We start from the raw sequence: 26,581 nt of genomic DNA on the forward strand, positions 1-26,581 counted from the left end.
GGGTGGTGGGCCGTGGTCCTGCGATCGTCAGCGTATGTAACGACCCCCGGCCCGCCCCGATTCCACCCCACGAGTGCAGCCGGCCACACACCAGAACCCCCGATACCGGACATCCGGTGCCAGAACACCGAGCGTCCCCGGCGTCAGACCGGCCGATCAAGGGTTGATCGACTCCGTATGCCCGACATCAGGGCATCCCCGCCCACTGGGACACCGCGACACCGCGACACCGCGTCGATCACCCTGACCAAGCCGTCCGAGGGCGAGGTAGACGGTGAGCGCCATACCTCACAGGCATACTTATGACTCACAGGTATATCGCTCTCACGACAACGACGCCGAACACCGCGACGGCGTGGCCATCGGCGCGTCGACTCCAGATCACCTACACCGGCCGGTCAGGTGCCGCGGTAGCGCAGCACGGCGAGGATCCGGCGGCTGTAGCCGGTCACGTGGGCGAGGTCGAGCTTGTCGAAGATGGCGTTGACGTGCTTCTCCACGGCGCTCTGCGACACGTGCAGCCGCTGGGCGATCGCGGCGTTCGTGTGCCCCTGGGCCATCTCGTGCAGGACGTCCCGTTCGCGCGGTGTCAGCAGACCGACCGGCCGGCAGCCGGAGTCGGTCCCACCACCGACCGGTCGGACGCTCCCCCACCAGCACCTGACGTCCTTCCGCGCCGAGCCCGCCCGGCTGCCGGCCTAGCGCTCGTCCGAGGCCCACGAGCCGCCACGGTAGAGGGTGCCGCGACCACTCGGGTCGGGCTGGCCGTGCCCCGCGCCCTGGTCGGGGGCGCCGATCGGCTCGGGGTTGCGGGCGGCACGGCGGGCCCGCAGCACGCGGGACGTGACGAACCAGGCGACGGCCGCCACGCAGGCCACGATCACCACGTTCTGGAGCACCCCGACGTACCCCTCGACGAGGTGCCAGTTGTCGCCGAGCAGGTAGCCGGCGAGCACGAAGGTGGTGTTCCAGATCAGGCTGCCCAGCGTGGTGTAGAGCAGGAAGGTGCTCACCGGCATCCGCTCCACACCCGCCGGGATGGAGATCAGGCTCCGGAAGATCGGAATCATCCGGCCGAAGAAGACCGCCTTCACACCGTGCCGGAGGAACCACGCCTCGGTCTTGTCCACGTCGCTGAGCTTCACCAGCGGCAGCCGGGCCACGATGGCGCGCATCCGGTCCCGGCCCAGCGACGCGCCGATCAGATAGAGCGCCAGCGCACCCAGCACCGAGCCCAGCGTGGTCCAGAAGATCGCACCGATCAGGCTGATCCGGCCCTGCGCGGCGACGAACCCGGCCAGCGGCAGGATCACCTCGCTGGGAATCGGCGGGAACAGGTTCTCCAGCGCCACCGCCAGGCCGGCGCCCGGCCCACCGAGCCGTTCCACCAGGTCACTGACGTAGCCGACCATCCCGTCCTGGGGCGGTTCGGCCGCAGCGACGGGGGTTCCGGTGGCGAGCACGGCGTGGGACGTTCGAATCATGCCCCCACGCTACGAAGTGATCCTGAGAGTCGACCATGAGGCCGACCGCCCGGCCCTGCGGGTGGACCACACCGGCGAGGGTGTGGAAGACCTCACCCCGCTGCGGCTCGCGGTGGCGCAGCCGCTGTGCGTACCCCGGGACGTCGCGGCGAACGCGCGGGCACACGCCGGCGCGGTCCGCGCGGCGCGCTCCCGGGTGGTGCTCTTTCCGGAGCTGTCGCTGACCGGGTACGAACTGGACGCCCCGGTCGTGCCGGTCGACGACCCCCGCCTGGGGCCACTGGTCGAGGCGTGTGCCGAGACGGGCGCGCTGGCCCTGGCCGGTGCACCGGTCGCCGGTGACCACATCGCGATGCTGGCCGTGACCGGCGGCGGCGTGACGGTGGCGTACCGGAAGATGTGGCTGGGCGACGCGGAGGCCCGCCGGTTCCGGCCGGGCGACGCGCCGGCCGTGCTCGATGTGGACGGGTGGCGGTTGGGGCTGGCGATCTGCAAGGACACCGGCGTCGCCGCGCACGCGGCGCGGACCGCCGCGCTCGGGATCGACGTCTACGCGGCGGGGGTGCTGGAATCGGCGAGCGACGCCGCCGTCCCGGGCCAGCGGGCGCACCGGGTCGCCACCGCGCACCGGGTCTGGGTTGCGGCGGCGAGCTTCGCCGGGTCGACCGGCGGCGGTTACACCGAGGCGGCCGGCGGTTCCGCCATCTGGACGCCGGAGGGTGCGGTGTACGCCCGAGCGGGCGCCGAGCCGGGAGACCTGGTTTCCGCCACCATCGCGTGCGAGCGCAGCGCCGACGGCTGACAAGGCTCGATCCTCGGCGGGGCTACGGCGAACGCGGCCGGAGACCGCGCAATGCCGTGTCGACCACCTGGTCGGCGTACTCGACATTCAGTGGGCCGGTGCGCTGAAGCCATCGGTTGAGGACCGGTCCGAACAGCATGTCGACGGCCACGTCGAGGTCGATGTCCTCGGCCAACTGCCCCGCGCGTTGGGCGGCGCGCAGCCGGGCCTTCTTCAGCTCCCGCATCGGCTCGTCCAACCGCTTCGCGTAGTCGGCGGCCAGGGCCGGATCGTGGACGATCTCGGTGTGCAGGGCGCGCATCGGCTGGTCGAAGCGCGGGTCGTCCAGTTCGGCGATGGTGGCCCGCAGGACCACTTTCAGGTCGGCAGCCAGGTCACCGGTGTCGGGTAGGGCACCGGTCTGGCCGTCCTCCCCCTCGGTGGTGAGAGCGAGGAAGGCGTCGAACAGCAGCGCGCCCTTCGACGGCCACCAGCGGTAGATCGTCTGCTTCCCGACGCCGGCGGCGGCGGCGATGCCCTCGATGCTGAGCTTCGCGTATCCGACCTTGCCGAGGAGGTCGAAGGCGGCGGCGAGGATGGCCCGCCGGGCGGTCTGGCTGCGGCGGCTGGAGTCGGGGGCTACCTGCTTGGGCACTCGTCCAATCTAGCAAAGAAGAGACGAGACGGTCCGTCTTGACAGGCGCAGTTCAACGGGTAAGGTCAGGCTACAGCGAGACGGGACGGTTCGTCTCGCACGGTGGAAGGAACCTCATGGAAACCTCAGGCACTGCCGCATCCCGGGTCTGGTTCATCACCGGGGCCAGCCGTGGCCTCGGCCGCGCCTTCACCGAGGCAGCGCTCGCCGACGGTGACCGGGTTGTCGGCGCGGCCCGCGACGTCTCGCCGCTCGATGACCTCGCCGCCCGCTATCCCGGCCGCCTGCTGACGCTGCGCCTCGACGTCACGGACCGCTCGGCCGTCTTCGACGTCGTCGGCCAGGCGGTCCAGCACTTCGGCCGGCTCGACATCGTCGTGAACAACGCCGGGGCGCTCTTCGCCGGCATGGTGGAGGAGTTCACCGAAGCCGAGGCCCGCGCTCAACTGGACCTCAACTTCTTCGGCGCGCTCTGGGTCAGCCAGGCCGCCCTGCGGACGATGCGGGCACAGGGCTGCGGACACATCGTGCAGATCTCCAGCATCGGTGCGCTCGGCGGCTTCCCCAGCACCGGCCTCTACAGCGCCAGCAAGTTCGCGCTGGAGGGCATGAGCGAGGCGCTGGCCGCCGAGGCCGCCGGGTTCGGCGTCAAGGTCACCATCGTCCAGCCGGGTGGCTACTGGACGGACCTCTACACCAGCAGCACGGCGACCACCCCGAACCCGGCCTACGACTCGCTGCGTGCGGACCTGGAGAAGCAGTGGGCGGAAGGGTCGATCGACAGCGAACCACGGTTGGCCGCCGAGGCCCTGATGACGCTGGTCGCCAGCGACGACCCGCCGCTGCGGCTCCTGCTGGGCAGCATGGTGTACGACCTCGCCTTCGACATCTCTCGGCGACGCATGGACACCTGGGCCGGCTGGGAAAAGGTGAGTCGTAACGCGGAGAAGGCCGTCCCGGCGCCGGGTGCCGAGCTGACCTGACCGCTGCCCGGCCAACAGCGTGGCGGATTGCGTTGTCCAGGGGCATGTCGTACGACTCCGGCAGGATCGACCGCATGAGCTCTCTTCCCGGTCGACTGTCCGTCGTGACCCTGGCCGCGCGCGACATCGGTGCGCTGCGCCGGTTCTACCGATCGTTGGGCTGGCCGGAGTTGCCGTCCAGTGACGACGGTTGGTCGGCTTTCCTGCTCGGTGGCGTCCTGCTCGCGCTCTATCCGCTGCCGGACCTGGCGGCCGAGGCGGCGCCCGGTGTGTCCGATCCGGCCGGCGGCTGGTCCGGCGTCACCCTGGCCTGCAACGTCGACAGCCGGGCGGAGGTCGACACGGCCTTCGCCGCGGCCGTCGCGGCCGGCGCAACGGTGGTGGCTGAGCCGACCGACCGGTCCTGGGGTGGGCGCTCGGCCTACATCGCCGATCCGGAGGGCAACCGCTGGGAGATCGCGTGGGCGGGCACGGCCGTCTTCGACGAGCGGGGTGCCCTCATCGCCTTCGGCTGAGTCGTGTCCTCTTCCTCCATCGTCTATGTGCTGCCCATGCCCCCCGAGATCAGCCGGCGTCCAGCACCTCGCGCAGCCGCGCCGCGAACTCCTCGGGCTTGCCCGCGTAACCGAACTCGCCGCCGAGGAAGCCGCCGTGGTGGCTCGGGAACACCACGGCCTCCTGGCCGAGCAGCGCGGCGGTGCCCAGGGCCGTACGCGCGGTGTACGTGCCCGTCGACTCCTCGCCGACCGCGATCACGATCCGGGTCGGTGCCGCCGTCAGCACGGCCGCGTCGGGGCGGTAGTCGCTGATCGCCCACGAGTTCTTCGACAGCAGCGGATCGTCGCGGCTGCCGTCGTCCTCGGTCGACATGCCGAACTGCGCGGGGTCGGGCACGGGCTGAGCGAAGTAGGCATCGGTGAACTCGCCGTGCCAGGAGGTCATCGCGATGAACGACGCCATGCCCGCGCCGGTGCCCTTCGCCTGGTACGCCTCGTGAAAGCCTGCGCGGGCGCGCTCGGCGGCCGCGGCGTCGGGGAGCACCGCGTTGATCGGCGGCTCGTGCGCCACCAGCGTGACGACGTCGCCGGGGTGGGTCGCGACGAGTTCGAGTGCGGTCACCGCACCGCCGCTGCTGGCGAACACGTCGACCGGACCGGCGTCGAGCGCCTCGATCAGCAGGTGCAGGTCAGCGGCCTGCTGCTGCGGCGTGTGGTCGGACCGGCCGTCCGTGCGGACGCTGCGGCCCAGGCCGCGCGGGTCGTAGGTGACGACCGTGCGGTCGGTGAAGTGTACGGCGAGCGCGTTGAAGCCCTCCGCCGTCATCGGCTGGCCGATCATGAGCAGTGCGGGGCGCCCGCCGGACGGGGGCAGCGGGCCGCGGACGTCGTAGACCAGGTCGACGCCGGGGGCGGCGAGGGTGCGCGTCTGGGTTGTCGTCATGGTGGTGAGACTACGACCGCCAACACCGGATCGGGCTGCTCCGTGCGCGGGTCGCAGCCGATACCGTCGCGGCATGCCCGAGTTGATCGCTCCCACCGTCCGTCGGCACGCCGCCTGGCTGGAGGCGCATGACGAGTGGGGCCCCGGCCTGCACGAGGACGGTTTCGGGCTGCGGACGTCCGATGAGGTGCGCTCGTCGGTCGGGTTCGCGGCCTGGGTGGGCCGACTGGCGGACGAGGCGGAGCCGGCGAGGCCGTTGGCCGCTGGCCGGGTGCGGTGCACGTACCGGTGGATCGTCGAAGGTGATCGGGTACTGGGCGGAATCGCGTTGCGGCACGCGCTCAACGACTACCTGCTGCGGGTCGCCGGCCACATCGGCTACGGCATCCGGCCGTCCGCACGCCGGCGGGGGCTGGCGACCTGGGCGCTGGGGCGGATGTTCGGCGAGGCGCGGGCGCTCGGGCTGGATCGGGTGCTGGTCACCTGCGAGGTGGACAACATCGCGTCGGCGAAGACGATCGAGCGTAACGGCGGCGTTTTGGAGGACATCCGGGACACCGAAGCGGGTGCCGTACGGCGTTACTGGATCACGCTGTCGCCCGCTGGCACGTCAGCCGATGTCGCCGAAGCGACGTAGCGTCCAGCGGGCCGGCGGCCAGCGGGCGGTGTCGTCCCTGCTGGTCCATTCGGTGATCGAGGCCGGAGCCACGTCCAGGTCGAACGCTCGATGAAGCGGCTGGGCGGCGAGCGCGTGGAACGCGCTCTCGACGGTCTCGGTGTGCCCGACCAGGATCACCGTGGTGCCCCGGTGCCGGTGGGCGATCTCCGTGATCGCGCGGCTGACGCGAATGACCAGTTCGGCCCAGCTCTCGTTGCCCGTCTCGAACGGCCGGAACAGGCCCCCGCCCTCCGTGGCGTGGTCGGCCCGGAAGCGGTTGGTCGGCATCCCGTCGGCGTACGGCGGCGTGTGCCAGGTGCACAGACCGCAGTCGGCCACGGGGTGGACGCCGAACGCGGCGGCGATCGGTTGCGCGGTCTCGACGGCCCGGCGCAGCACGGACGAGTACACGGCAGCCGGTCTGTCGGCGGCGCAGTCGTTGGCGAGCCGCCGGGCGAGTGCGTGGGCCTGGTCCCGGCCCAGCTCGGTCAGACCCCGGCAACCATGCGGGCCGCCCACGATCCCCGTGACCTGATGGACCGACTCGCCATGACGCACGAAGATGAGCCGTGTCCGCATCGGCCCATCATGCCAGCGACGCCGACGGATGTGTCAGTTGTCACCACGACCGGTGGAGAGAGCGCCGGCCTGGGTGAGCAGGGCGTCGAGCTCTGCGCCCGTCCGCGCCGACAACCGGTCCCGGACGACCAGCTCGGCGATGCGCTCGCGCAGGTCGCCGATGCGCTTGTCGCGGTCCTTCGATCGGCGGCTCAGGTCGGCCAGGTCGTCGCGCAGGTCCTCGGCGGTCTTCCAGTCGATGTCGCCCCGGGCCTGCGCCTCGGCCAGCACCGCGGCGAACTCGGCGCTCACCTGTCGCAGGCTGACCGGCACCTGCTGGCTGGCGGTCGGCGGCGGGAAGCTGCTGGCCGGCGGCGAGGACGGGGCCGCCGGCGTGGGCTCCGTCTCCGGTGAGGTCGTCGGGGCGGTGCTCGCCGGCGGGTTGGCGGAGCCCGGAGAGTCGGGCGAGCCGAGGCCCTGGGCGAGCAGCGCGCCGAGACCGACCAGCGCCGCGAGGCCGGCCGCGACCAGGACGGCGAGGGGTCGACGCGACCGGCGGCGGCGCGGAGCGGCGGGTGCCGGCACGGGGAGGGGGCGCGCCGCCGAACGGTCGATCAGTGTGGGCGGGTGGGCCGCGTGGGCAGCCGGCAGGATGCGTAGCAGCTCGGTGGGCGGCTCGACCGGCTGGCCGGCGCCGAACCGGGTGGCCAGCTGCGCGGCGGTCGGGCGGCGGGCCGGGTCGGCGGCCAGGCAGGCGACGGTCAGCTCGGCGATGTCGGCCGGCAGGCCGGGCACCCGCAGCGGCGGCACCGGAGTGCCGCGCCGGTGCACCTCGAGCGCGTCCTCCCAGCTCTGCACGGGCAGCGGCGCCTGCCCGCTGAGGGTGCGGTAGAGCAGCGCGCCGAGGGCGTACACGTCGCTGGCCGGGTCCGGTGGGCCGGCGGTCAGCCGCTCCGGGGCGAAGTAGGCCGGTGTGCCCATCAGCGGCTCGCCAGCCTGGCCGCCCAGCGGGTGGTGCGGGCCGCCGAGGGCGGCGATGCCGAAGTCGAGCACCTTGGCACCGGTGTCGGTGAGCATGACGTTGCCCGGCTTGACGTCGCGGTGCACCACGCCGATCCGGTGCGCGGCGGCCAGCGCCGCGGCCATCTGCCCGGCCACCCGCACCGCCTCCGGCCAAGGCAGCGGCCCGGTCCGCAGCCGGTCGGCGAGGTTGTGCCCCTCGACCAGCTCCATCACCAGGTACGGCACGACGGCGCCGCCGGCCAGGGTCGCCTCGCCGTAGTCGTACACCTGGGTCACGTGCGGGTGGGTGAGCCGGGCGGCCGCGCGGGCCTCGCGCTGGATGGTGGCCCGCAGCTGCGGGTCGGTGGCGAGCTGCCCGGCGAGCACCTTGACGGCGACCGGTCGGCCGAGCACCTCGTCGTCGGCGCGCCACACCTCGGACATGCCACCGAGACCGATCCGCTCGTGCAGTACGTAGCGGTCGTGGAGACGGAGAGTGGGCGTGAACGGAGACATGGCCCCACCAGTCTGCCTGGCCGCGTCCCCCTCGACCACCCGCGACGCCCGGTAGCGGCCCACTCCTCCCGTGCGTACCGAAATGGCGGGTGCCCGGCCGGCTAGGAGCAGCGGGTGGCCGTGGGCAGCGGTCGGGGCTGGATGCGGTCGGCGAGCCGGCGCAGGGCGAGCGCGGTGGCCTGCCGGGTCGGGGCGAGCAGCGGCCGGTGGGCTCGCTCGACCTGGACCGGTGCGTTGGGTCGGGCCGAGTTGACGTGTCGGTTCATCGCGTCGAGGGCGGTGAGGTATCCGGTCGGGTGTTCCATGGTCAACTCCTCGGGACAGGTCCGGTGGAGGCCCGGACGACGAGTGCGGTGGGCAGCAGCACATGACCGGCCGCGGCGTCCGCGGGTGGGTCGAGCAGCAGTTCGGCGGCGATCCGGCCCTTCTCCTCGGCCGGTTGCCGGACGGTGGTGAGGCCGGCCGCGGCGGCCTCGGGGACGTCGTCGAAGCCGGTCACCGAGACCGGCGGACGACTGCCGGCCGGTCGCTCGGCCAGCGCGTCCAGCACCCCGAGGGCGAGCACGTCGGAGCCGGCCAGCACGGCGGTCGGCGGCGCGGGCCGGTCGAGCAGCCCGGCGACGGCCGCCGCCGCGGCCTGGCGACTGTTGTCCAGGGCGTTGACCAGGGTCAGGTCGGCCCAGTCGACGCCGACCTCGGCGAACGCGTCGGCGAACCCGGCGAGCCGGCCGTGGGTGGTCGGGTGCGGCACCTGGTCGACCGCGGACAGGGTCAGTGGGCCGGCCGGCACGTCGGGCAGCACGGAGTGGGCGAGCAGGGCCACCCGGCGGTGGCCCAGGCCGGCCACGTGCGCGGCGACGCTGCGGGCCGCGGCCCGCTCGTCGATGCCGACGAACCGCTCGTCGGGGCCGGCGTCGTCACGGGCGGCCGTGCTGACGAAGGGCAGCCCGCGGTCGCGGATGACCTCCAGCGCCCAGCCCTCGTCGGCGACGCAGTAGACGCAGAACCCGTCGACGGCGGCGTTCTCCACGGCGCGACGGGCGTCGGGCTCCGCTCGGGACAGCGGCACCAGCAGCATGCTGGTGCCGTGCCGTTCGGCGGCCGCGCCGACGCCGGCGAGGAAGCGGACCGCGAACGGGTCGGTGAAGGCGTACGACAGCTGCGAGGTGAACAGCACCCCGATCGAGCCGACGAAACCGCGGCGCAGGGAACGCGCGGTGGGGTTGGGGCCCGGGTAGCCGAGCTGCCGGGCGGCGTCGAGGATCCGCTCGCGCAGCGCGGCGGAGAGCTGGTCGGGACGGCTGTAGGCGTTGGACACGGTGCTGCGGGAGACGCCGACGGCGTCCGCCACGGCTTGCAGGGTCGGCTTCACCGGCACCTCTCTGTATCGATCCAGTCTGTATCGATACAGAGACTAGCCCGACCGGTCGGCGTCGGTCAATACCATTCGCTTGAGCCGGGAGGGTCGGTCCACTGTCGCCGGTCGGCGACCGGCGGTCAGGCCGGGTAGAGGTCCTCCAGCAGCTGACCGAGGATCTCCGGGGTGCGCTCCGGCGGTTCGGCCTCGACGCAGAGTCGTTCCATGGCCACCGCGTAGTAGTCCAGGTCGTCGCGCTTGTCGAGGTAGATGGCGCTGGTGAGCTGCTCGATGTAGACGATGTCGGGCAGCTCCTGGTCACCGAAGCGCAGGATGGTGAAGGCGCCACCGGCCGCCGCGTGCCCACCGGCGGCGAACGGGATGACCTGGAGTCGAACGTTCGGCGACTTGGTCGCCTCGATGAGCGCGGTGAGTTGGCCCCGCATCACCTCGGCACCGCCGATCGGGCGGCGCAGCGCCGCCTCGTCCACGACGGCCCAGAGCTGCGGCGGGTGCTCCCGGCGGAGCAACTGCTGGCGCTGCATCCGCAGGGCGACCCGTCGGTCGAGCTCGGCCGAACCCGCCCTGCCGTGCCCGAGCAGCACGACGGCCCGCGCGTACTCACGGGTCTGCAACAGGCCGGGCACGAACTGCACCTCGTAGCTGCGGATCAACGCCGCCGCCGCCTCCAGGCCCAGGTAGGACTGGAACCAGGTGGGCAGGACGTCGCCGTAGCGGTGCCACCAACCGGGGCTGTTCGCGTCCCGGGCAAGCTTGAGCAGGGCCTCGCGCTCCTGCTCGTCGGTGACGCCGTAGAGGGTCAGCAGGTCCGCCACGTCGCGTTCCTTGAAGCCGACCCGGCCCAGCTCCATCCGACTGATCTTGGATTCGGAGGCCCGGATCTCCCAGCCGGCGCCCTCCCGGGTCACCCCGCTGGATTCCCGCAGCCGGCGCAGTTGGGCACCGAGCAGCATGCGCAGCACGGTCGGCCCGGTTGTCGGGCCGCCCTCGGCGGGAACCATCGTCACGCGCGGACCTCCGGATACCGACCAGCATGGTCGGGCACCCCGGCCCGGCCGACGTGTAAGCATGCCATGGACCGACAGTGAGGTGAACTCCTCCGGACCGGTGATTCGGTCCCGCCACCGCGACGGTGGCGGGGACCGCTCAGTTGATCAGATGGTCGAAGTCGCCGTCCCGCGCGCCGAGCACGAAGGCGGCGATCTCATCCACCGTGTAGATGAGTGCCGGCCCGTCGGGATGTCGGGAGTTGCGGACCGCGATGCCCGCTCCCCCGGGCAGTTCGGCGAGTTCGACACAGTTGCCACTGGGGTTGCTGCGGCGACTCTTCTGCCAGCTCAGCGGTGGCAACTGGTGGATCGGAACGCCATTCGGTGGCTGCTGCATGAGGGCGTCTTTCTGCTGACGAGCCCGCCGGTGGCCGTGGGAGGAGCGGTGACGGCGAGGGGTGCGGTATCGACATCGGGCCGTGCTGCACGTGCATCTGCTATTGCATCTGCACCGGACGGCGAGCATGATAACGTACAAGATCGGTGCCTATCCGTTCACATTGTGTTACCTGGCATGGGCATCGATAAGGGGAAACCGGGCCCGGCGCGGCGCGCGAGCCGTGTCGGCCGATGGGCTGGAGGCGGTCGCGGCGATGGGAGGGTTCGTGCCGGATCCGATGAGTGTCGCCTCCGGCATCTGCGCTGCGGGCGCGCTGATCTCCTCCTGGCAACTACGGCGGCGGGCGCTGCGCGCCGAGGCCGAGATCGGGCACCTCCAGGCCGAGCTCGCCGCCGAGCGGCACGCCGCCAGCCACGACCCGCTCACCGGGCTGCCCAACCGACGTGCCTTCTACCGGCTCGCGGCCGCCCTGCTCACCGACGCGGCCGGGCAACCGTTGATCGCCATCGTGCTCGACCTGGACGACTTCAAGCAGATCAACGACCGGTACGGGCACGCCGCCGGTGACCAGGTGCTGATCAGTGTGGCCGAGCGGCTGGCCGGTTTCGCCGGGGACAACCTCGTCGCCCGCCTCGGCGGCGACGAGTTCGCGGGGCTGCTGGCGAGCCCGACCGTCGACCGGCGTTGGATCGAGCACGCCACCCGACGGCTCAGCGAGACGGTCGCCGCCCCGATCCGGTTGGGCGGGGCCAGCGTCCAGGTGACCGCCTCCGTCGGGCTCGCACCGGTGACCGGCCCGGCCCAGCTCACCGATGCGCTCAGCCGCGCCGACGCGGCCATGTACCAGGCGAAGAGCCTGGGCGGCAACCGGTCGCCACGGCAGCTCGTCGACAGCGTCCGCCTGGCCGAGTGCTGACCCCTCCGCCGCGCGCGGCCACGCGCGTGGAGTCCGTGCTCAGCGTGACCCGTCGAGGGCGCGCAGCGCCGCGTCGGCGAGGGTGACCAGGCCGACCGGCGACACCAGTCCCCGCACGATCCGCGCCGCCCTGCCCCGATCGGCCGCGCTGGCGTCGGGGTCCAACGCCTGCCGCGTCCAGTCGGTGAGGTCGTCGAGCGCACGGACCGCGAGGAACCAGGCCAGGCGCGCCGGGTCGACGTCGGCCCGGCCGTAGCCGGTGAGGACGGCCACCCGCTGCTCGGCGGTGATCGGCGCGAAGGCGAGCACCCCGTCGGTGACGAACATCAGGTCGCACTCGGGCGGGGCGAGCACCGCGTCGTCCCAGTCGATCAGCCAGACCTGCCCCTGCGGGCCGAGCAGCAGGTTGCCCAGGTGCGGGTCGCCGTGACAGACCACCACCGGCCGGTCGCGCTGGACGGTGGCGAGGCGCTCGACCCCATCGGCCAGTGTGGACAGCCAGTCGGCCGACGCGGCCCAGACCGCCGCCATCTCGGCGACCGACGGACCGGCGGGGTCGGCCGCGCCAGGGTCGCGCAGCCGCTCGGCCATCGCGCGGGTCGTGGCCACGATCTCCGGGTACGCCGCGCCGCCGGGCGGCAGCAGCGCCAGGAGTTCGTCGGTCACCGGCACCGCGTGCACCGCGGCCAGCAGTTCGCCGTACGCGCGCCAGTGCGCGTCGGTCATCGGGCCGTCGAGAGCCCGCTGGTCGGAGACCCACGGCACCACGGAGAGGCGGTGGCCCTCCCGGTCGCCGTACAGCCGACCGTCGCGCGTGCGCAGCGGCGCGGGAATGCCCGGCACCCCCTGCCCGGCCAGGTGGGCCGTCACGACCAACCCGGCCGGGGTGCCGCCACCGCTCAGTTTGACCGCGTACCGGGTGCCGTCCGCGGTGTGCGCCAGCCACAGTCGGGCGCGCTGGTCGGCGCCGTGGGTCACCTCGTCCAGGCGGGCCAGGTCTAGGCCGAATTCCGTGCGGATCCAGCCGGTCACCAGCCCTGTCGCGTCCTCGATCACGGGCACACCATGCCATCGGGTGGGCACCCGGCCCACCCGATTAACCGGTCGCGCCGTCCGCGTCAGCGCAGGGTGGCGAGGTGCCGGTCCAGTGCGGCGTACGACTCGGCGGCGCCCTGCGCCATGCCGGACTCGGCCATGCCGTCGCGCTGCTCCGTGGTGTCGAACCGGGTGGTGCTGGTGATGGTGGTACGTCCGTCGTGCTCGGTGAAGACCAGCGTCTCCACCGCCACCTGGCCGGGCATGCCCTCGTACTCGAAGGTCTGCACGATCCGTTCCGGCACGACGATCTCCCGGAACTCACCGCGGAAGGCGTAGTCGTTGCCGTCGGCGGCGTGTTCGACGTTGCGGTAGCGGCCTCCCTCCCGGAAGTCGATCTCGATGTCGACCGGGTTGCCCCGCCCCCACCAGTGCTTCAGGTGCTCGGCCTGGCTGTGCGCGGCGAAGACCAGCTCGCGCGGGGCGTCGAAGGAACGGGTGAGGGTGATCTCCCGGTCGGACGGCATGTCGATGACGAGGTCACGGAGCTTGTCCACGGTTGTTCTCCTTCAGGTCGCGCAGGTAGTCGTCCAATGTGTCGTAACGGTCGTCCCAGAGCCGGCGGTACTGCTCGACCCATTCGGCCAGCGTGCGCAGCGGCGCCGGGTCGAGCCGGCAGCGCCGCCACTGCGCCTCGCGGGTCCGCACGATCAACCCGGCGCGCTCGAGCACGGTGAGGTGCTTGGAGATCGCCTGGACGCTGATCGGGAACGGCTCCGCCAACTCGTTGACCGTCGCCTCGCCGGTGGCCAGCCGGGCCAGGATGGCCCGACGGGTCGGATCGGCGAGGGCGGCGAACACGGCGCTGGCCGGGTCTGTTGTCATCTGTCGCTCTCAACCATCTGGTTTGTAAACCGATGGGTTGAATATACAGGCCGGGGAGCTCTCGTCAACACGTTCGGCAGAACCACCGCGCGTCCGGGTGGTTCGCCGGCCACCGCCCGGGTATGGGGAGTCGATCACCCCTGTCGACCGCCGAGAGGAACCGACGTGGCGAGCATCCGCGCCCTCGTGCTCAACTGCACCCTCAAGCCGTCGCCGGCCCCGTCCAGCTCGGACAAACTCGGCCGGGAGGTGCTCGCCGAACTGGCCGAGCAGGGGGTGGACGGCGACCTGGTCCGGGTGGTCGACCACGACGTGCGGTTCGGGGTGTCGACCGACGAGGGCGGCGGGGACGGGTGGCCCGCCATCCGGGCCACGCTGCTGGCGGCCCAGATTCTGGTCATCGCCACGCCGATCTGGCTCGGTCAGCCGTCCAGCGTCTGCAAGATGGTCCTCGAACGCCTCGACGCCGAACTCTCCGAAACCGACGCCGAGGGCCGGCTGATGACCTACGGCAAGGTGGCCGGTGTGGCCGTCGTCGGCAACGAGGACGGCGCGCACCACACCATCGGCCAGGTGCAGCAGGCACTCAACGAGGTCGGGTTCACCTGCGCCGCCGCGGGCGCCACCTACTGGGTCGGCGAGGCGCTGCACAAGGTGGACTACCGCGACGCCGGGCCCAAGCCCGACACCACCGGCCGCACCACGAAGGCGTTGGCGCTCAACAGCGCACACCTGGCCCGGCTGCTCGCCGAGCAGCCCTACCCGCCGCCGGACGCGCGGGGCGCCGGGGTCGGCCCCAGCCACGAGCCGGCCTGACGACCCGGCGCACGGGCGGGTCGGGTGCGGTCAGCGCCAGCCGTAGCCCGCGCGCAGGGCCTGCCCGACCCGGTCGAACCGGGGCCGGTCCAGCACGGCACCCTCGCGGCGGATGCTGTCCTCCCGCATGGTGAGCACCCGGTCCAGCCGGACCCAGCTCGGCCGGTTGTCCCGGTCCCAGTCACCAGGCCCGAGCGCGAACCAGTGCCGCTGCCCGTCCCGCTCGCTCTGACTGGACAGCATCAACCCGAACAGCGTCCGGCTGTGCCGCCCGACCACCAGCACCGGCCGGTCCTTGCCCTGCCGGGGGTCGTCCTCGTACGGCACCCAGGTCCAGACGATTTCCCCCGGGTCGGCCTGACCGTCCCGCTCCGGGGCGTAGGTCAGCTCGCGCCGCTGCAACGCGCTCACCTGGCGACGGCGGGCCACCTGCGCCGGAGCCGGCCCGGCACGTCGCGGGGACGGGATCACGGCGCCCACCCGGGAGATACGCGCCGCCACATTCCTCAACAGACCAGCCACGGCGGGCAGCCTACCGGTCCCCGCGCCGGCCGCCGGACCGGGCGGCGCTACGGCAGACTGGTACCGGCATCGGGACGACGCGGAGGTGTCGGGGTGACCATTGAGGTGCGTACCAGCACGCTGCCCGGGACGGCGACGGCGCTCGGGTCCGCCGGGGCGTACACCCTGGTGGTGGACCGGCCGTCGGACGCCGGCGTGCGGAACATCGATGATTGAGCTGCCGCGCGACTTGCCGATCCTCGAACGGCGAGCGGTACGCGTGGTGGTCCTCGACAGCACCGACCGGGTGCTGCTGTTCCACACCCGCGACCCGGACCGACCCGGGCTGGGCACCTGGTGGGAGCTGCCCGGCGGCGGGATGGACCCCGGGGAGGCGTACCGCGACACCGCGGTGCGGGAGCTGCGCGAGGAGACCGGCATCGCGGTCACCGCCGACCGGGTGGGCGCGCCGACCTGGCGTCGGCGGGCGAGTTTCCTGCACCGACAGCTGCGCCACGTCCAGGACGAGGTGGTCGTCGCGGTACGGCTGGACGGCCCGGGTCCGGACGTGGACGAGACGGACCGGCTCGACTACGAGCTGGAGGACTACTTCGGCTTCCGCTGGTGGCCACTGCCCGAGGTGGTGGCCAGCTCGGCCCGCTTCTACCCGGGGCAGCTCCCCCGGCTGATCACGCCGTTCCTGGCCGGCGAGGAGATCGACGAGCCCTTCGAACTGTGGTCGTGAGCCGGGCCGGCGAGGATGCCGGAGCGCGCGCGGCCGGGCAGAGTGGAGGCATGACGACGGATCTGCACGGCCCGCTGTCCCGGTACGCCGACACCCTGCACACCACGATCGGCGACCGGCACCACGTCGCCTCCCCGCTCGGCGCCTGGCTCCTGCTGGCGCTCTGCGCCACGACCGCGACCGACCGTGCGGACGGTCCGGCGGCCGAAGGGCTGGCGGAGGCCCTCGGCACCGACCTGCCCAGCGCGGTCACGGTCGCCCACGCGCTGCTGGACGCACCCCACCCGCTGGTCGCGTCCGCCACCGCGCTGTGGCACCGGCCGGGCCAGGGCGACGGCGGGCCGTCCGACTGGCGGGCGGCGCTGCCCGCGACGACCGAGGTCGGCCCGCTACCCGACCAGGCCGGGTTGGACGCCTGGGCCCGCGAGCACACCCTCGGCCTGATCGAGAAATTCCCGCTGCGGGTCGGGCCGGACGTGGTGCTGGCCCTGGCCAGTGCGCTGGCCACCCGGATCTCCTGGGCCGACCCGTTCGAGGTCGCCGACGCTCCGACGCTCGGCGCCGGCAGCGCCTGGGCGCGACAACTGCGCCGGGTGCTGCGCAGCCCGCGCCGCGGCCACCGGGGCGCCATCGTGCGGACCGAGCGGGCCGGCGACGTGATCGTGCACGCCGCGCCCGCCCAGGCGACCGACGGCGCCGGGCTGGTGGTGCTCTCGGTGGCCGCCGCGCCGCACGTGCCGCCGACCGAGGTGCTGGCGATCGCGTACCAGCTCAGCATCGGCGCGGCCGACGGCGCGGAACCGGCCGACCGGCGCTCGCTGTTCGACCTGCCGCTCGGCGACACTCCGCTGTGGACGCTGCGCGAGGAGCGGGTACGGACCCGGGCCCGCGACGGCCGCGAGGAGCGGCACACGGCGCTGCTCCCCTGCTGGTCGGCTCGCAGCGAGCACGACCTCACCGCGCCCGCGCTGGGCTTCCCGGCCGCGTCGGCGGCGGTGGCGACGGCGCTGGCCCTGCCGGTGCAGGACTTCGAGGCGCGGCAGGCGGCGATGGCCCGGTACGGCCGGTACGGCTTCGAGGCGGCGGCGGTGACCGGCATGTTCGAGCTGACCAGCATGCCGCCGGAAGGCGTCGCCCGCGTCGCCGAGTTGCGCTTCGCTCACCCGTACGCGGTGGTGGCGGTCGCCACCGACAAGCGGGCCGACGGCGCCACCGGGTCCTGGCACGGGGTGCCGGTCTTCTCCGGCTGGGTCACCGAGCCCGAGGAACTGCCCGAAGCCGACGCCGCCGACCGGTGAGCAGGACCGCCCTGGTCAGCCGTTCACTGCGGTCCACGGGACTGGGATCAGGCCTCCGACGTGCCGGCCTGGGTGGAGGCGGAACGAGCCTGCAGGAGTCCCTCGACTCCGCTCAGGAAGGTGTCGGTCACCATCACCGGGTCGAACAGGCAGCCGGCGGCCATGGCGCCGTCGCGCAGCATGACGAAGTGCCGGGCGGCGGGCTCGGCGGGCGCTTCCCCGACTCGCGACAGCAGGTCGGTGACGGTGTCCAGGAACCACTGGCGGTGGGCGAGCACCGCCTGGTGCACCGGGTGATCGGGGTCGGGGTACTCGGCGACGGCGTTGAGGAAGGCGCATCCGCGGAAGCCGGGGGACTTGATGCTCTCGGCGATGGACCTGCTGAGTGCCCGGATGGTGTCGGCCGCCGGTAGCCCGCGGGCGACAGCGTCGTCCGCCTGGCCGCGCATGATTTCGTCGACCTGGCGCAGGTAGGCGACCACGAGTTCTTCCTTGCCGGGAAAGTGCCGGTAGAGAGTGGCCCGCGTCACCTGGGCTTCCGCGACGATCCGGTCGATGCCGACGGAGTGGATCCCCTCCGCGTAGAAGACCTTCATCGCCGTGTTGAGCAGCCGCGACCGCGCTTCGGACGGCCGGCTCTCGGATTCGCTGCGCACCATGACGACTAGTCTAGCGGATAGAACGTTCGGTCTTGACAGTCGATGTTGACCGTGCCATCGTTGCCGCGACAGAACGTTCGTTCTACCTGGCTGACCGCGGCATTTTGCAGGTCTGCCACCCCTCGGAAGGACCACCGTGACCACCCTTGCCGCACCCCGCATCTCGACGACCGCGTCCGCCCTGCGGCGGCTGTACTTCGTCCGCTTCGCGTTCGCCATCGTGTGGGCCCTCGTGATGCTCACGACCGCGTCGGAACTCGGTCCGCTCGCCGTCACACTGCTCGTGCTGTACCCGCTGTTCGACGTGGCCGCCGCCGTCGTCGACGCTCGCTCGTCGCGCGGCACCGGGTCGCCCGCCCTGTTGTACGTGAACATCGCGGTCAGCCTGCTCACCGCCATCGGCGTGGCTGTCGCCAGCACGTCCGGTATCCCTGCGGTCCTGCGGGTGTGGGGCGCCTGGGCGATCGTGGCGGGGCTGGTCCAGCTGATCGTCGGCGTCACCCGTCGCACGATGGGCGGCCAGTGGCCGATGATCATCAGCGGCGCGATCTCCGTACTCGCCGGTGGCTCGTTCATCGTGATGGCCGGCGCGGACGGCGCCACGCTGACCAACGCGGCCGGTTACGCCATCCCGGGCGGCATCTTCTTCCTCATCTCGGCCCTCCGCCTCGGCCGCGTCGCGAAGAGGGACTGACCTGGACGGCAACACCCACGACGTCGTCGTCGGGCCGGGCCCGGTCGGAGAGAATGTCGCCGGCCGGGTGGTCGGGGCGGCGTCGGATCGAGGCCCTTGCCCGGGCGGGTCCCCTGATCAGCCTGATGCCTGTCGCGCTGCCGATGCTAAGTTCGCCGGCATGACGGTGCAGATCACCGCTGGGCGATTCCACGCGGCCGATGGTGTCGAGGACTGGCGTTCTCTCTACCATGTGGTCTCGGCCCACTTCCCAACCGGCACGCTGGCCCTGGGCATCACGCTCGTCAATGAAATCGGCCGACTCGTCGGCGAAGCCGAGCAGCAGTACGTCAACGTCGACCTGCGCTACGCCGGCGTCACGGTGTCCCTGTCCCGGCGGGACATCGCGCTGGCTCGACGGATCTCTGCCGCCGCCAAGGCACTGGACATCCCAGCCGACCCGACCGCTGTGCAACTCATCAACATCACCCTGGACGCACTCGTCGGCGCGGACGTGCTGCCGTTCTGGCGGGCGCTGCTCGGGTATCACCAGATCGGTGACGATTACCTGGCTGATCCGGCGCGCCGCGGCCCCGGCTTCGGATTGCAACCGATGGAGGAGGCGCGCCCGCAGCGTAACCGCATGCACCTCGATGTCGCCGTCCCGCACGACCAGGCTGAGGCTCGCATCACCGCAGCCCTGGCTGCGGGCGGTCGCCTCGTCTCCGAGGCCCACGCGCCGATGTGGTGGGTCCTGGCAGACGCCGAGGGCAACGAGGCGTGCGTCGCCACCTGGGTTGGGCGCGAATAGCGGCGCTCCTCATCCGGACCCACCACCTGCCCGGACGGAGTCCTCGCCCCGCTGCACCGCGTCGCGTACCTCCTGGTTCGCGGTCGTCGCGTCGCAGCCGGTGGCACGTAGGAGGTCGCTGGCGGCGGTACGCAGTTGGGTCACCACCGCGTCGCCGAACTCGTCGACCCCCTGGGCCCGGGCTCGGCCCGCCTGGTGGACAGCGTCGTGTACCGCGTGGTGGGTCTTCTCGGTGGGGCGCCCGGCGCGGTGCTCGCGGCGCAGCAGCTCCACCGCGTCGGCGAGTTGTCCGACGCTCGCCGGCAGGTCGGGGGGAATCCGCTCGTGGTACTGCAACGCCAGCGCGGACCGGCGGGCGACTCCCCGACTGTGCTCGATGACCCGTTCCACCTGCTGGCTCGCGCGCGCGAACCGCTCCACATCCTGACGGCGCAGCCAGCGGGCCGGCGCGAGACTGACCACCTCCTCGGCGCCGCTGAGTGCCTGGTGCATCCGGTCGAGGTCCGGTCCCATGCCGCGGAGGGCGTCCAACGCGCGAACCGCCCGCTCCTGATCGCTCGTGGTCAGCGCCGCGGCAACCTCCCGCAACTGCCGGGCGAGGCCGTGGAAGATCGGGGCCGCGTCACGATCGAGGATCCGCATCGGGTTCAACGGCACCAGCAGCGCGACCACCACGAGGCCCACCACGCCGCCGACCATGGCTTCCACGATGCGCGGCCATTCCAGGTCCTTCTGCGCCGGTGCCAGGGTCGCGAGCAGCACCGCCGTACCGCCGGCCTGGCCGACGGCCGCGCCGCTGCGTCCGAACAGCACCAGCGTGGCGAGGATGGCGCATCCGACGATGAATCCGGTCTGCCAGAACCCGGTGCCCAGAAGGGACAGCAGGAAGTCGGTGGTGGCGATGCCGAGCCCGACTCCGAGCAGCAGTTCCACCGTGCGGTGTGCGCGCTGCCCGAGTGATGCGACGATCGTGCCCACCGCGGCGGACGGGGCGAAGATCGGCGCCGGGTTATCCAGCAGATCGTGGCCTATCGACCAGGCCAGAGCGGCGGCGAGGCCGGCCTGCACCGAGATGACCAGGGCGACTTCCAGTTGACTGAGTCGCAGTCGTCCCGCCCGGCCACCTCGGCCCCGAACCCGAGCGGCAGTCGCCTTCGCGCGGGCCACCGTTCGGTCGCGCGGTGGCGGGCTGTCGCCCGGCCGACGGCGGCCATCAGAATTCACCGAGCACTCGTACCACGGCGCAGCTCAGCGGGTCCGGACAATCCGCAAGATGATCTCGTACGCGGTGGGTGCCACCGCGGTGCCGTGCGGCACCGCGTGGCACTCGCACCCGTCACACTCCGACCGGCACCCGCTCCTCCTCGCGCTGCTCGGCGCGGGCGGCCAGCCGGCGTTCCCGCTCCTGGGCACCGATCAGGTCGTCGGGCAGCGAGTCCGGCACCTCCAGGTCGAAGCGGCGCAGCAGCCGGATCGCGAAGCCGCCCAGGGTGATCAGGATCAGCGCCGCGCCGAAGCAGACGTACGCGAAGCCGATGCCCCGACCCGGACCGGTGCCGATCACCGCGCCCACCGACCCCGCCAGGGCCCCGTCCGAGGCGAGCATCGGCTCGAACAGGCTGGTGGCCGCCGGGGCGAGCAGGGCGAAGCCGATCGGCAGCGTCGACCAGGAGATGGTCTGGTTGAGGCTGAACACCCGGCCGTGGAAGCGCTGCGGCACCTTGACCTGGACGATGGTGGCGTAGATGGACTGCGCGGTGGTCATCGACATGGCCAGCCAGAACGCGCCGACACAGATCATGGCGACGGACGCGTCCAGGCCGACCAGGACGCAGCCGACCGCCGTGCCGAGGTTGCCGATCAGTACGCCGATCATGCGGCGGTGCCGGGGCCCGCCCCAGAGCGACATGAGGACGCCACCGGCGACCGCGCCGAGCGCCTCGGCGAGAGCCACCTGGGCCACCTGCGTGGCGCTGCCGAAGGAGAGCACCAGCGGGGTGGTGAGCACCAGCGCGGGGGCCAGGAAGATGTTGCCCAGCGCGAAGTAGCCCAGCATCAGCCGGAAGCCGCGGTGCCGCCACGAGTAGCGCAGGCCGTTGGCGATCGCCACCAGCAGCCGCTCCTTCGGCCGCCAGCCGAGCAGGTCGGGGAAGCGGACCACGGCCAGGGTCACCACCGCGACCAGGTAGCTGACCACGTCGATCAGCAGGATGCCCTTGAGGTCGATGGCGGCGAGCAGGCCCGCCGCGAAGACGGGCATGAGCAGCATGGCGAAGCCGTTGGAGAGCTGGGTGATGCCCATGGCGTGCCCGAGGTAGCGCTTGGGCACGAGCTGCGGCACGGCCGACTGGAACGCGATCCGCTGGAACGACCCGGCCACCTGACTCAGCGCCACGAGGGCGTAGATGTGCCAGAGCGCCAGGTTGCCGCTCCAGAGCAGCGCGGCGAGGATCAGCTGGATCGATCCGGCGCTGCAACTGGCGATCATCATGATCTTCCGGCGGCTGACCCGGTCGGTGATGGCGCCCGCGACCGGCAGCATCAGCACTCCGCAGACCAGCGCGAGAGCCCAGAGCAGGCCCAGGTTGGCCACCGAGCCGGTGCGGGTGAACAGCCAGATCGGCAGGGCGAACGCGGTCAGCGCCGAGCCGGTGCTGGAGACCAGCTGCCCGGCGGTGACCGCCACGAACCGGGCCATGCTCGGCCGGACCACCGGCTGCTCCGGGCCGGTGAGCGCGTCCACGCCCGTGGTGTCGGCCACCGCCCAACCGGCGTCCTCACCGCGTGCCTGCGGGGTCAGCGCGGTGACGTCGCCGGCGACGAGCGCCGGATGCACCCGGGTGACGATCTCGGCCAACTCCTCGGCCCGGTACTTGAGGAAGAAGTGCCCGGCCTGGTCGAGGACGACCAGCGCCAGCCGGTCGCTGAGGAACTGCCACTCGGCGTACCGCTCGGTGTGGTAGTCGGTGACCGGGTCCTCCGAGCCGACCACCGAGATGATCGGGGCCCGCAGCTTGACCGCGCGTCGGTCGAGCAGGTCGGTGAAGTACTCCTCCGAGGCCCGGGAGTCGGCGCGCATGTTGCTGATGATCCGGTCGGCCTGCTCCGGGTCCAGCTCGTCGGTGTCCACTCCCATCGACTTGAGCCAGCTCGCGTAGTGCTTGTTGCTGCGCAACTTCTCCAGCCGGGTACGGACCGCCGCGAAGAGCCCCTTCGGGCGGGCGAACGGGAACATCGCGCCGATGTAGAGCGCGCTCAACTCCCGGCCGGCGGCCTCCACCTTGCGGGCCACCTCGGCGACGATCGCGCTGCCGACGCCGCAGTGCCCGTACAGGGCGAGCGGGCCCTCGACACGCTCCAGGATCTCCTCGGCGACCCGGGTGGTCAGCTCGTCGAAGGGCAGCGCGGCCTCGGTGAGCCCCACGTCGTGCCCCGGGATCGCCAGCGACCAGAGCGCGTGCCCGGCCGGCAGCGCGTCCGCGAGTGGCTGGTAGACGATCGCGCTGCCGCCGCCGTACGGCACGCAGACGTACGTGACCACCCGCTGCGCCGCCGGGATGGGCTTGGTCAGCTCGTAGAGCAACCGCCGTGGTCCGTCGTCCTCGCCGCCACCGGACATGAACGTGGCCAGGTCGCGGATGGTCCGCTGCTGGAACAGGTCCATGACGCCGACCGGCCGTCCGCCGTGCTCGGCCTTGCGGATCCGGGCGACCACCTGGGTGGCGAGCATCGAGTGCCCACCCAGGTCGAAGAAGTCGTCGTCGATGCCGAGGGTGTCCACGCCGAGCACGTCGGACCAGATGCCGGCGAGCAGCCGCTCGGTGTCGTCACGCGGTTCGACGAGGGCCACCGACGCGGCGCGGGTGACCACCGGCGCGGGCAGCGCCTTACGGTCCAGCTTGCCGTTCGGGGTCAGCGGCAGGGCGTCCAGGGTGACGAAGGCGGCCGGCACCATGTACTCCGGCAGGGTCTCCTTCAGCGCCGCCTTGACCGCGTCGTGCTCGGCCGCGCCGACCAGGTAGCCGGTGAGGCGCTTGTCGCCGGGGGTGTCCTCGCGGACCAGCACCACGGCCTCGGTCACCCCGGGCCGGGCGCGCAACGCGCTCTCGATCTCGCCCAGCTCGATGCGCAGCCCGCGCAGCTTGACCTGGTGGTCGATCCGCCCCAGGAACTCGAGCACCCCGCCGGGCCTGTCGCCGGGCGCGACGCGCCAGCGGGCCAGGTCTCCGGTGCGGTACAGGCGGGCCCCCGGCTCGGCGGCGAACGGGTCCGGCACGAACCGCTCCGCGGTCAGCGCCGGCCGGCGGTGGTAGCCGCGGGCCAGGCCGACCCCGCCGATGTGCAGCTCACCGGCGACACCCACCGGGCACGGGTTGCCCCGGCCGTCCAGCACGTGCAGGCGCAGGTTGCTGATCGGGGCGCCGATCGGCACGCTGGTCAGCTCGGCCAGGAGCGCCGGGTCGCAGGCCCAGGCGCTGACGTCGATCGCCGCCTCGGTCGGGCCGTACAGGTTGTGCAGGCCGCAGCCGGGCAGCCGGGCGGTGAAGTCCCGGGCCGCCGCGACCAGCAGTTCCTCGCCCGAGCAGATCACCCGGCGCAGGGCGGTGGCGGCCTCGACGCCGTCCTCGGCGAGGAAGACGGTGAGCATCGACGGTACGAAGTGGGCGGTGGTGACCCGCTCGGAGATCAGCAGGTCGCGCAGGTAGCCGGCGTCCTTGTGACCTCCCGGCTCGGCCAGCACCAGCCGGGCGCCCTCGCGGAGAGGCCAGAAGAACTCCCACACCGAGACGTCGAAGCTGGCCGGGGTCTTCTGCAACACCGCGTCGTCGGCGCCCAGCCGGTACGTGCGCTGCATCCAGTCGAGGCGGTTGACGATGCCCCGGTGGATGTTCGGCACGCCCTTGGGCCGGCCGGTGGAGCCGGAGGTGTAGATGACGTACGCCAGGTTTGCCGGGTCGGCCGTCGGCGTCGGGTCGGTCGCCGGCTGGTCGGCCCAGACCGACTCGTCGTCCAGCGCGAGCACGCTCGCGTCGGTCGCCGGCAGCACGTCGCGCAGGTGCTCCTGCACCAGCACCACCGGGGCGGCGGCGTCGGTGACCATGAAGGCCAGCCGGTCCGCCGGATACTCCGGGTCCAGCGGAAGGTACGCGCCGCCGGCCTTGAGCACGCCCAGCAGGCCGGCGACCAGCTCCACCGACCGCTCCGCGCAGACGCCGACCAGGGTCTCCGGGCCCACCCCGGCGCCGCGCAGCCGGTGCGCCACCCGGTTCGCCGCCGCGTTCAGCTCGGCGTACGTCACCGAACGGCCGGCGAACCGCAGCGCCACCGCGTCCGGTGTACGGGCGGCCCGCTCCTCGATCGGGGCGTGCAGGGTCTGCTGCCCGGGGACGTCGCCGGCGGTGTCGTTCCACCCGGCCAGCAGCTCCCGTTCGGTCGGGGCGAGCAGGTCCAGCGCGGAGACCGGCAGATCCGGGGCGGCGACCACGGCGCGCAGCAGGGTGGTCAGCCGGTGCGCCATCCGCTCGACGGTGTCCCGGGTGAACAGGTCGGTGTTGAAGATCAGCTTGCCCCAGAGGCCGTCGCCGGTGTCGACGGCGTGCAGCTCGAAGTCGAAGCGGGTGGCGCGCAGCTCCATCGGATGCCACTGGAAGCCGACCCCGGCGTCGTCGGCGACCCCGGCGAACCGGCCCATCTCGTAGTTCTGCAACACGAACATCGCCTGGAACAGCGGCGAGCGGCTGACGTCGCGGGCCAGCCCCAGCTCGTGCACCACCCGGGCGAACGGCACCTCGGCGTGCTCCAGCCCGTCCAGCACCGCTCGGCGGGTGCGCCCCAGCAGCTCGGTGAAGGTCGGGTCGCCGGCCAGCTCGGCGCGCAGCGGCAGCATGTTGACGAACATGCCGACCACGTTCTCCAGCTCCGGCGCGGACCGGCCGGCCACCGACGCGCCCACCGCGAAGTCGTCCTGCCCGGCGTGCCGGGCCAGGAAAACCTGGTACGCGGCGAGCAGGGTCATGAACAGCGTGCCGCCGTACGAGCGGGTCAGCGCGGCCAGCCCCTCGGTGGCGGCCGCGTCCAGGGTGAACTCGACGAAGTCACCCCGGTAGGTCTGGGTGGCCGGCCGGGGCAGGTCCAGCGGCAGCTCCAGCGGGGTGATCCCGGCCAGCCGCTCCTTCCACCAGTCCAGGTGCCGGCGGGCGCCCGGCCCGGCCAGCTCCCGCGCCTCCCAGACGGCGAAGTCGCCGTACTGCACCGGCAGCGCCGGCAGCTCGCCGTCGCGGTAGCGGGTGATCAGGTCGCGCAGCAGCACGTCCACCGACCAGCCGTCGCCGACGATGTGGTGCTGACCCAGGAAGAGCACGTGCTCGGTCGGCGCCAGCCGGATCAGCAGGGCGCGCAGCAGCGGCCCGCTGGCCAGGTCGAACGGCTCGGCGGCGGCCGCGTCGACGAGCGCCTGCGCGGCGGCCTCGTCGGCGGCGTCGACCACCGTCAGCGGCACCTCGACCGCGTCGTCGAGCACCACCGTGGGCCGCCCGTCGGAGTCGGCCGGGAACCGGGTGCGCAGCGACTCGTGCCGCCGGGTCAGGTCGGCCAGCGCGCGGCGCAGCGCCGCGACGTCGAGCGGGCCGCGCACCCGCAGCGGCACCGCGATGTGGTACGCCGCCTCGCCGGGTGCGAGCTGGTCCATGAACCAGACCCGCTCCTGGGCGTACGACAGCGGCACCTCTGCGTCCGGCGGGCGGGGGGTGATCCGCGCGGCGGACGTGCCGCCCGACCGGCGGCGCAGCCGTTGGGCGATCAGCGCCTGTCGGGCGGCGTCGCGGGCCGGGTCCTTCACGTCGGTCATGACGGGTTGTCCTTCTCCGCCGCGAGCAGCGCGGCGACCTCGGTTTCGGAGAGCTCGTCGAACTCGGCGGCGATCCGCTGTTCGATCTGGGCGGCCAGGTCGGCCACCACCGGGCTGCTGAACAGCGCCCGCATCGGCAACTCCACGTCCACCTCGGCGCGGATCCGGGCCATCGCCCGCATGCCGCGCAGCGAGTTGCCGCCCAGTGCGAAGAAGTCGTCGAGCGCGCCGACCTTCTCCAGCTGGAGGATCTCGGCGTAGACCTCGGCGACCAGGGCCTCGGCGTCGGTGCGCGGGGCGAGGAAGCCGTCGGAGGCGACGGCGGTCGGCGCCGGCAACGCGGCCGTGTCCAGCTTGCCGTTCGGGGTCAGCGGCAGCGCGTCCAACCGGACGAACGCGCTCGGCACCAGGTGCGCGGGCAGCTCACGGGCCAGGTCGGCGGCGAGCGCCGCATCGTCGGCCGGGCCGACCGAACCAGCATCGTCGGTGTGATCTTCACGAGATCCTCCGCGTACTTGTTCGCGTGGTGCCCACAGAAAACCAACTCGCTC

The 26,581-nt window shown here is 72.6% G+C and carries 28 protein-coding genes and 1 pseudogene; 11 read left to right on the forward strand and 18 right to left on the reverse strand.

Translation table 11 applies throughout. The annotated features are described in order from the left end of the window. Nucleotides 1–398: 398 nt before the first annotated feature. Nucleotides 399–605: pseudogene (locus AB0K07_RS21500) on the reverse strand (LuxR C-terminal-related transcriptional regulator); the annotation flags it as partial. 93 nt (nucleotides 606–698) lie between these two features. Then, complete coding sequence (locus tag AB0K07_RS21505; protein ID WP_363757189.1) at nucleotides 699–1,484, reverse strand: DedA family protein; 786 nt, start codon at nucleotides 1,482–1,484, stop codon at nucleotides 699–701. Here AB0K07_RS21505 and AB0K07_RS21510 point away from each other — a divergent pair. Then, nucleotides 1,483–2,286 carry a carbon-nitrogen hydrolase family protein gene (locus AB0K07_RS21510; RefSeq protein WP_363757190.1) on the forward strand — a complete coding sequence of 268 codons (804 nt, stop codon included), beginning with the start codon at nucleotides 1,483–1,485 and terminating at the stop codon, nucleotides 2,284–2,286. The genes AB0K07_RS21505 and AB0K07_RS21510 overlap by 2 nt on opposite strands. 22 nt (nucleotides 2,287–2,308) lie before the next feature. Here the strand turns inward: AB0K07_RS21510 and AB0K07_RS21515 are convergent, their stop codons facing one another. Further along, nucleotides 2,309–2,920, reverse strand: coding sequence for a TetR/AcrR family transcriptional regulator (locus AB0K07_RS21515; RefSeq protein ID WP_363757191.1), 612 nt, complete (start codon nucleotides 2,918–2,920; stop codon nucleotides 2,309–2,311). Between the two features lie 116 nt (nucleotides 2,921–3,036). Here AB0K07_RS21515 and AB0K07_RS21520 point away from each other — a divergent pair, with 116 nt between their 5' ends. Both AB0K07_RS21520 and AB0K07_RS21525 read left to right on the forward strand, forming a co-directional pair. Next, nucleotides 3,037–3,903, forward strand: coding sequence for an SDR family oxidoreductase (locus AB0K07_RS21520; RefSeq protein WP_363757192.1), 867 nt, complete (start codon nucleotides 3,037–3,039; stop codon nucleotides 3,901–3,903). Between the two features lie 74 nt (nucleotides 3,904–3,977). After that, nucleotides 3,978–4,418, forward strand: a complete 441-nt coding sequence (locus tag AB0K07_RS21525) for a VOC family protein (RefSeq protein WP_363757193.1) — start codon at nucleotides 3,978–3,980, stop codon at nucleotides 4,416–4,418. A 49-nt stretch (nucleotides 4,419–4,467) separates the two neighbouring features. Here AB0K07_RS21525 and AB0K07_RS21530 read toward each other — a convergent pair whose 3' ends face one another. Then, nucleotides 4,468–5,343 (reverse strand): alpha/beta hydrolase, encoded by an 876-nt coding sequence (locus AB0K07_RS21530; protein ID WP_363757194.1) that lies wholly within the window; start codon nucleotides 5,341–5,343, stop codon nucleotides 4,468–4,470. Nucleotides 5,344–5,416: 73 nt separating this feature from the next. Here AB0K07_RS21530 and AB0K07_RS21535 point away from each other — a divergent pair, with 73 nt between their 5' ends. Next, nucleotides 5,417–5,980 (forward strand): GNAT family N-acetyltransferase, encoded by a 564-nt coding sequence (locus AB0K07_RS21535; RefSeq protein ID WP_363757195.1) that lies wholly within the window; start codon nucleotides 5,417–5,419, stop codon nucleotides 5,978–5,980. Here the strand turns inward: AB0K07_RS21535 and AB0K07_RS21540 are convergent. From AB0K07_RS21540 to AB0K07_RS21565, 6 genes are all read right to left on the reverse strand, one after another. Beyond that, on the reverse strand, nucleotides 5,954–6,580 hold the full coding sequence (locus AB0K07_RS21540) for a histidine phosphatase family protein (RefSeq protein WP_363757196.1): 627 nt from the start codon (nucleotides 6,578–6,580) through the stop codon (nucleotides 5,954–5,956). The two genes, AB0K07_RS21535 and AB0K07_RS21540, sit on opposite strands and share 27 nt — an antisense overlap. Before the next feature lie 33 nt (nucleotides 6,581–6,613). Continuing rightward, nucleotides 6,614–8,077, reverse strand: a complete 1,464-nt coding sequence (locus tag AB0K07_RS21545) for a serine/threonine-protein kinase (protein WP_363757197.1) — start codon at nucleotides 8,075–8,077, stop codon at nucleotides 6,614–6,616. Between the two features lie 101 nt (nucleotides 8,078–8,178). After that, a complete protein-coding gene (locus AB0K07_RS21550; protein ID WP_363757198.1) occupies nucleotides 8,179–8,382 on the reverse strand; it encodes a hypothetical protein in 204 nt (67 codons plus the stop codon). Between the two features lie 2 nt (nucleotides 8,383–8,384). Further along, nucleotides 8,385–9,449 carry a LacI family DNA-binding transcriptional regulator gene (locus tag AB0K07_RS21555; RefSeq protein WP_363757199.1) on the reverse strand — a complete coding sequence of 355 codons (1,065 nt, stop codon included), beginning with the start codon at nucleotides 9,447–9,449 and terminating at the stop codon, nucleotides 8,385–8,387. Between the two features lie 125 nt (nucleotides 9,450–9,574). Next, entirely contained in the window at nucleotides 9,575–10,462 is an 888-nt protein-coding gene (locus AB0K07_RS21560) for a helix-turn-helix transcriptional regulator (RefSeq protein ID WP_363757200.1), read from the reverse strand. A 139-nt stretch (nucleotides 10,463–10,601) separates the two neighbouring features. Next, entirely contained in the window at nucleotides 10,602–10,841 is a 240-nt protein-coding gene (locus tag AB0K07_RS21565) for a DUF397 domain-containing protein (protein WP_363757201.1), read from the reverse strand. A gap of 268 nt (nucleotides 10,842–11,109) precedes the next feature. On the opposite strand from AB0K07_RS21565, the gene AB0K07_RS21570 reads away from it, so the two are divergent. Further along, complete coding sequence (locus tag AB0K07_RS21570; protein WP_363757202.1) at nucleotides 11,110–11,760, forward strand: GGDEF domain-containing protein; 651 nt, start codon at nucleotides 11,110–11,112, stop codon at nucleotides 11,758–11,760. Nucleotides 11,761–11,799: 39 nt separating this feature from the next. Here AB0K07_RS21570 and AB0K07_RS21575 read toward each other — a convergent pair whose 3' ends face one another. The 3 genes from AB0K07_RS21575 to AB0K07_RS21585 all read right to left on the reverse strand — a co-directional run bounded on the left by AB0K07_RS21575 (nucleotide 11,800) and on the right by AB0K07_RS21585 (nucleotide 13,680). Continuing rightward, nucleotides 11,800–12,816, reverse strand: a complete 1,017-nt coding sequence (locus tag AB0K07_RS21575; RefSeq protein ID WP_363757203.1) for an aminoglycoside phosphotransferase family protein — start codon at nucleotides 12,814–12,816, stop codon at nucleotides 11,800–11,802. A 62-nt stretch (nucleotides 12,817–12,878) separates the two neighbouring features. Continuing rightward, nucleotides 12,879–13,352 carry an SRPBCC family protein gene (locus AB0K07_RS21580; protein WP_363757204.1) on the reverse strand — a complete coding sequence of 158 codons (474 nt, stop codon included), beginning with the start codon at nucleotides 13,350–13,352 and terminating at the stop codon, nucleotides 12,879–12,881. Next, nucleotides 13,336–13,680 (reverse strand): metalloregulator ArsR/SmtB family transcription factor, encoded by a 345-nt coding sequence (locus AB0K07_RS21585; protein ID WP_363757205.1) that lies wholly within the window; start codon nucleotides 13,678–13,680, stop codon nucleotides 13,336–13,338. Before AB0K07_RS21585 ends, AB0K07_RS21580 begins: the two co-directional genes overlap by 17 nt. A gap of 165 nt (nucleotides 13,681–13,845) precedes the next feature. Here AB0K07_RS21585 and AB0K07_RS21590 point away from each other — a divergent pair, with 165 nt between their 5' ends. Further along, complete coding sequence (locus AB0K07_RS21590) at nucleotides 13,846–14,496, forward strand: NAD(P)H-dependent oxidoreductase (protein WP_363757206.1); 651 nt, start codon at nucleotides 13,846–13,848, stop codon at nucleotides 14,494–14,496. A gap of 30 nt (nucleotides 14,497–14,526) precedes the next feature. Here AB0K07_RS21590 and AB0K07_RS21595 read toward each other — a convergent pair whose 3' ends face one another. Beyond that, nucleotides 14,527–15,018, reverse strand: a complete 492-nt coding sequence (locus AB0K07_RS21595; RefSeq protein WP_363757207.1) for a type II toxin-antitoxin system PemK/MazF family toxin — start codon at nucleotides 15,016–15,018, stop codon at nucleotides 14,527–14,529. Nucleotides 15,019–15,111: 93 nt separating this feature from the next. Here AB0K07_RS21595 and AB0K07_RS21600 point away from each other — a divergent pair, with 93 nt between their 5' ends. From AB0K07_RS21600 to AB0K07_RS21610, 3 genes are read left to right on the forward strand one after another with little or no spacing between them, the layout of a single operon-like run. Continuing rightward, entirely contained in the window at nucleotides 15,112–15,234 is a 123-nt protein-coding gene (locus AB0K07_RS21600; RefSeq protein ID WP_363757208.1) for a hypothetical protein, read from the forward strand. Further along, entirely contained in the window at nucleotides 15,227–15,742 is a 516-nt protein-coding gene (locus tag AB0K07_RS21605) for an NUDIX domain-containing protein (protein WP_363757209.1), read from the forward strand. The genes AB0K07_RS21600 and AB0K07_RS21605 overlap by 8 nt, the downstream gene beginning before the upstream one ends. Before the next feature lie 50 nt (nucleotides 15,743–15,792). Continuing rightward, nucleotides 15,793–17,040 (forward strand): hypothetical protein, encoded by a 1,248-nt coding sequence (locus AB0K07_RS21610; protein ID WP_363757210.1) that lies wholly within the window; start codon nucleotides 15,793–15,795, stop codon nucleotides 17,038–17,040. Nucleotides 17,041–17,087: 47 nt separating this feature from the next. Here AB0K07_RS21610 and AB0K07_RS21615 read toward each other — a convergent pair whose 3' ends face one another. Beyond that, complete coding sequence (locus tag AB0K07_RS21615; RefSeq protein ID WP_363757211.1) at nucleotides 17,088–17,699, reverse strand: TetR/AcrR family transcriptional regulator; 612 nt, start codon at nucleotides 17,697–17,699, stop codon at nucleotides 17,088–17,090. A 136-nt stretch (nucleotides 17,700–17,835) separates the two neighbouring features. Between AB0K07_RS21615 and AB0K07_RS21620 the strand changes: the two genes are divergently transcribed. Together AB0K07_RS21620 and AB0K07_RS21625 are read left to right on the forward strand one after the other, a co-directional pair. Then, nucleotides 17,836–18,393: a hypothetical protein gene (locus tag AB0K07_RS21620; RefSeq protein WP_363757212.1), complete on the forward strand. Its 558-nt coding sequence runs from the start codon at nucleotides 17,836–17,838 to the stop codon at nucleotides 18,391–18,393. Between the two features lie 160 nt (nucleotides 18,394–18,553). Beyond that, the gene (locus tag AB0K07_RS21625; RefSeq protein WP_363757213.1) at nucleotides 18,554–19,183 is read left to right on the forward strand and encodes a VOC family protein; all 630 of its coding nucleotides are present in this window, start codon (nucleotides 18,554–18,556) and stop codon (nucleotides 19,181–19,183) included. A gap of 9 nt (nucleotides 19,184–19,192) precedes the next feature. Here the strand turns inward: AB0K07_RS21625 and AB0K07_RS21630 are convergent, their stop codons facing one another. The 3 genes from AB0K07_RS21630 to AB0K07_RS21640 form a co-directional block, all read right to left on the reverse strand. After that, nucleotides 19,193–20,251 carry an FUSC family protein gene (locus AB0K07_RS21630; RefSeq protein ID WP_363757214.1) on the reverse strand — a complete coding sequence of 353 codons (1,059 nt, stop codon included), beginning with the start codon at nucleotides 20,249–20,251 and terminating at the stop codon, nucleotides 19,193–19,195. Between the two features lie 268 nt (nucleotides 20,252–20,519). After that, nucleotides 20,520–26,030, reverse strand: coding sequence for an amino acid adenylation domain-containing protein (locus AB0K07_RS21635; RefSeq protein WP_363757215.1), 5,511 nt, complete (start codon nucleotides 26,028–26,030; stop codon nucleotides 20,520–20,522). Then, on the reverse strand, nucleotides 26,027–26,437 hold the full coding sequence (locus tag AB0K07_RS21640; RefSeq protein WP_363757216.1) for a phosphopantetheine-binding protein: 411 nt from the start codon (nucleotides 26,435–26,437) through the stop codon (nucleotides 26,027–26,029). The genes AB0K07_RS21635 and AB0K07_RS21640 overlap by 4 nt, the downstream gene beginning before the upstream one ends. Nucleotides 26,438–26,581: the final 144 nt, after the last annotated feature.

Origin of the sequence: Micromonospora sp. NPDC049301 (genome assembly GCF_040678715.1) — a bacterium.
Lineage (GTDB): Bacteria > Actinomycetota > Actinomycetes > Mycobacteriales > Micromonosporaceae > Micromonospora.

What these genes read in the sequence shown, in the direction of transcription:
- AB0K07_RS21635 (WP_363757215.1), bottom strand. Translation starts at nt 26,030, where the DNA reads ATGACCGACGTGAAGGACCCGGCCCGCGACGCCGCCCGACAGGCGCTG.
- AB0K07_RS21610 (WP_363757210.1), top strand. Translation starts at nt 15,793, where the DNA reads ATGACGACGGATCTGCACGGCCCGCTGTCCCGGTACGCCGACACCCTG.
- AB0K07_RS21525 (WP_363757193.1), top strand. Translation starts at nt 3,978, where the DNA reads ATGAGCTCTCTTCCCGGTCGACTGTCCGTCGTGACCCTGGCCGCGCGC.
- AB0K07_RS21535 (WP_363757195.1), top strand. Translation starts at nt 5,417, where the DNA reads ATGCCCGAGTTGATCGCTCCCACCGTCCGTCGGCACGCCGCCTGGCTG.
- AB0K07_RS21545 (WP_363757197.1), bottom strand. Translation starts at nt 8,077, where the DNA reads ATGTCTCCGTTCACGCCCACTCTCCGTCTCCACGACCGCTACGTACTG.
- AB0K07_RS21625 (WP_363757213.1), top strand. Translation starts at nt 18,554, where the DNA reads ATGACGGTGCAGATCACCGCTGGGCGATTCCACGCGGCCGATGGTGTC.
- AB0K07_RS21520 (WP_363757192.1), top strand. Translation starts at nt 3,037, where the DNA reads ATGGAAACCTCAGGCACTGCCGCATCCCGGGTCTGGTTCATCACCGGG.
- AB0K07_RS21605 (WP_363757209.1), top strand. Translation starts at nt 15,227, where the DNA reads ATGATTGAGCTGCCGCGCGACTTGCCGATCCTCGAACGGCGAGCGGTA.
- AB0K07_RS21565 (WP_363757201.1), bottom strand. Translation starts at nt 10,841, where the DNA reads ATGCAGCAGCCACCGAATGGCGTTCCGATCCACCAGTTGCCACCGCTG.
- AB0K07_RS21615 (WP_363757211.1), bottom strand. Translation starts at nt 17,699, where the DNA reads ATGGTGCGCAGCGAATCCGAGAGCCGGCCGTCCGAAGCGCGGTCGCGG.
- AB0K07_RS21585 (WP_363757205.1), bottom strand. Translation starts at nt 13,680, where the DNA reads ATGACAACAGACCCGGCCAGCGCCGTGTTCGCCGCCCTCGCCGATCCG.
- AB0K07_RS21505 (WP_363757189.1), bottom strand. Translation starts at nt 1,484, where the DNA reads ATGATTCGAACGTCCCACGCCGTGCTCGCCACCGGAACCCCCGTCGCT.
- AB0K07_RS21530 (WP_363757194.1), bottom strand. Translation starts at nt 5,343, where the DNA reads ATGACGACAACCCAGACGCGCACCCTCGCCGCCCCCGGCGTCGACCTG.
- AB0K07_RS21550 (WP_363757198.1), bottom strand. Translation starts at nt 8,382, where the DNA reads ATGGAACACCCGACCGGATACCTCACCGCCCTCGACGCGATGAACCGA.
- AB0K07_RS21540 (WP_363757196.1), bottom strand. Translation starts at nt 6,580, where the DNA reads ATGCGGACACGGCTCATCTTCGTGCGTCATGGCGAGTCGGTCCATCAG.
- AB0K07_RS21510 (WP_363757190.1), top strand. Translation starts at nt 1,483, where the DNA reads ATGCCCCCACGCTACGAAGTGATCCTGAGAGTCGACCATGAGGCCGAC.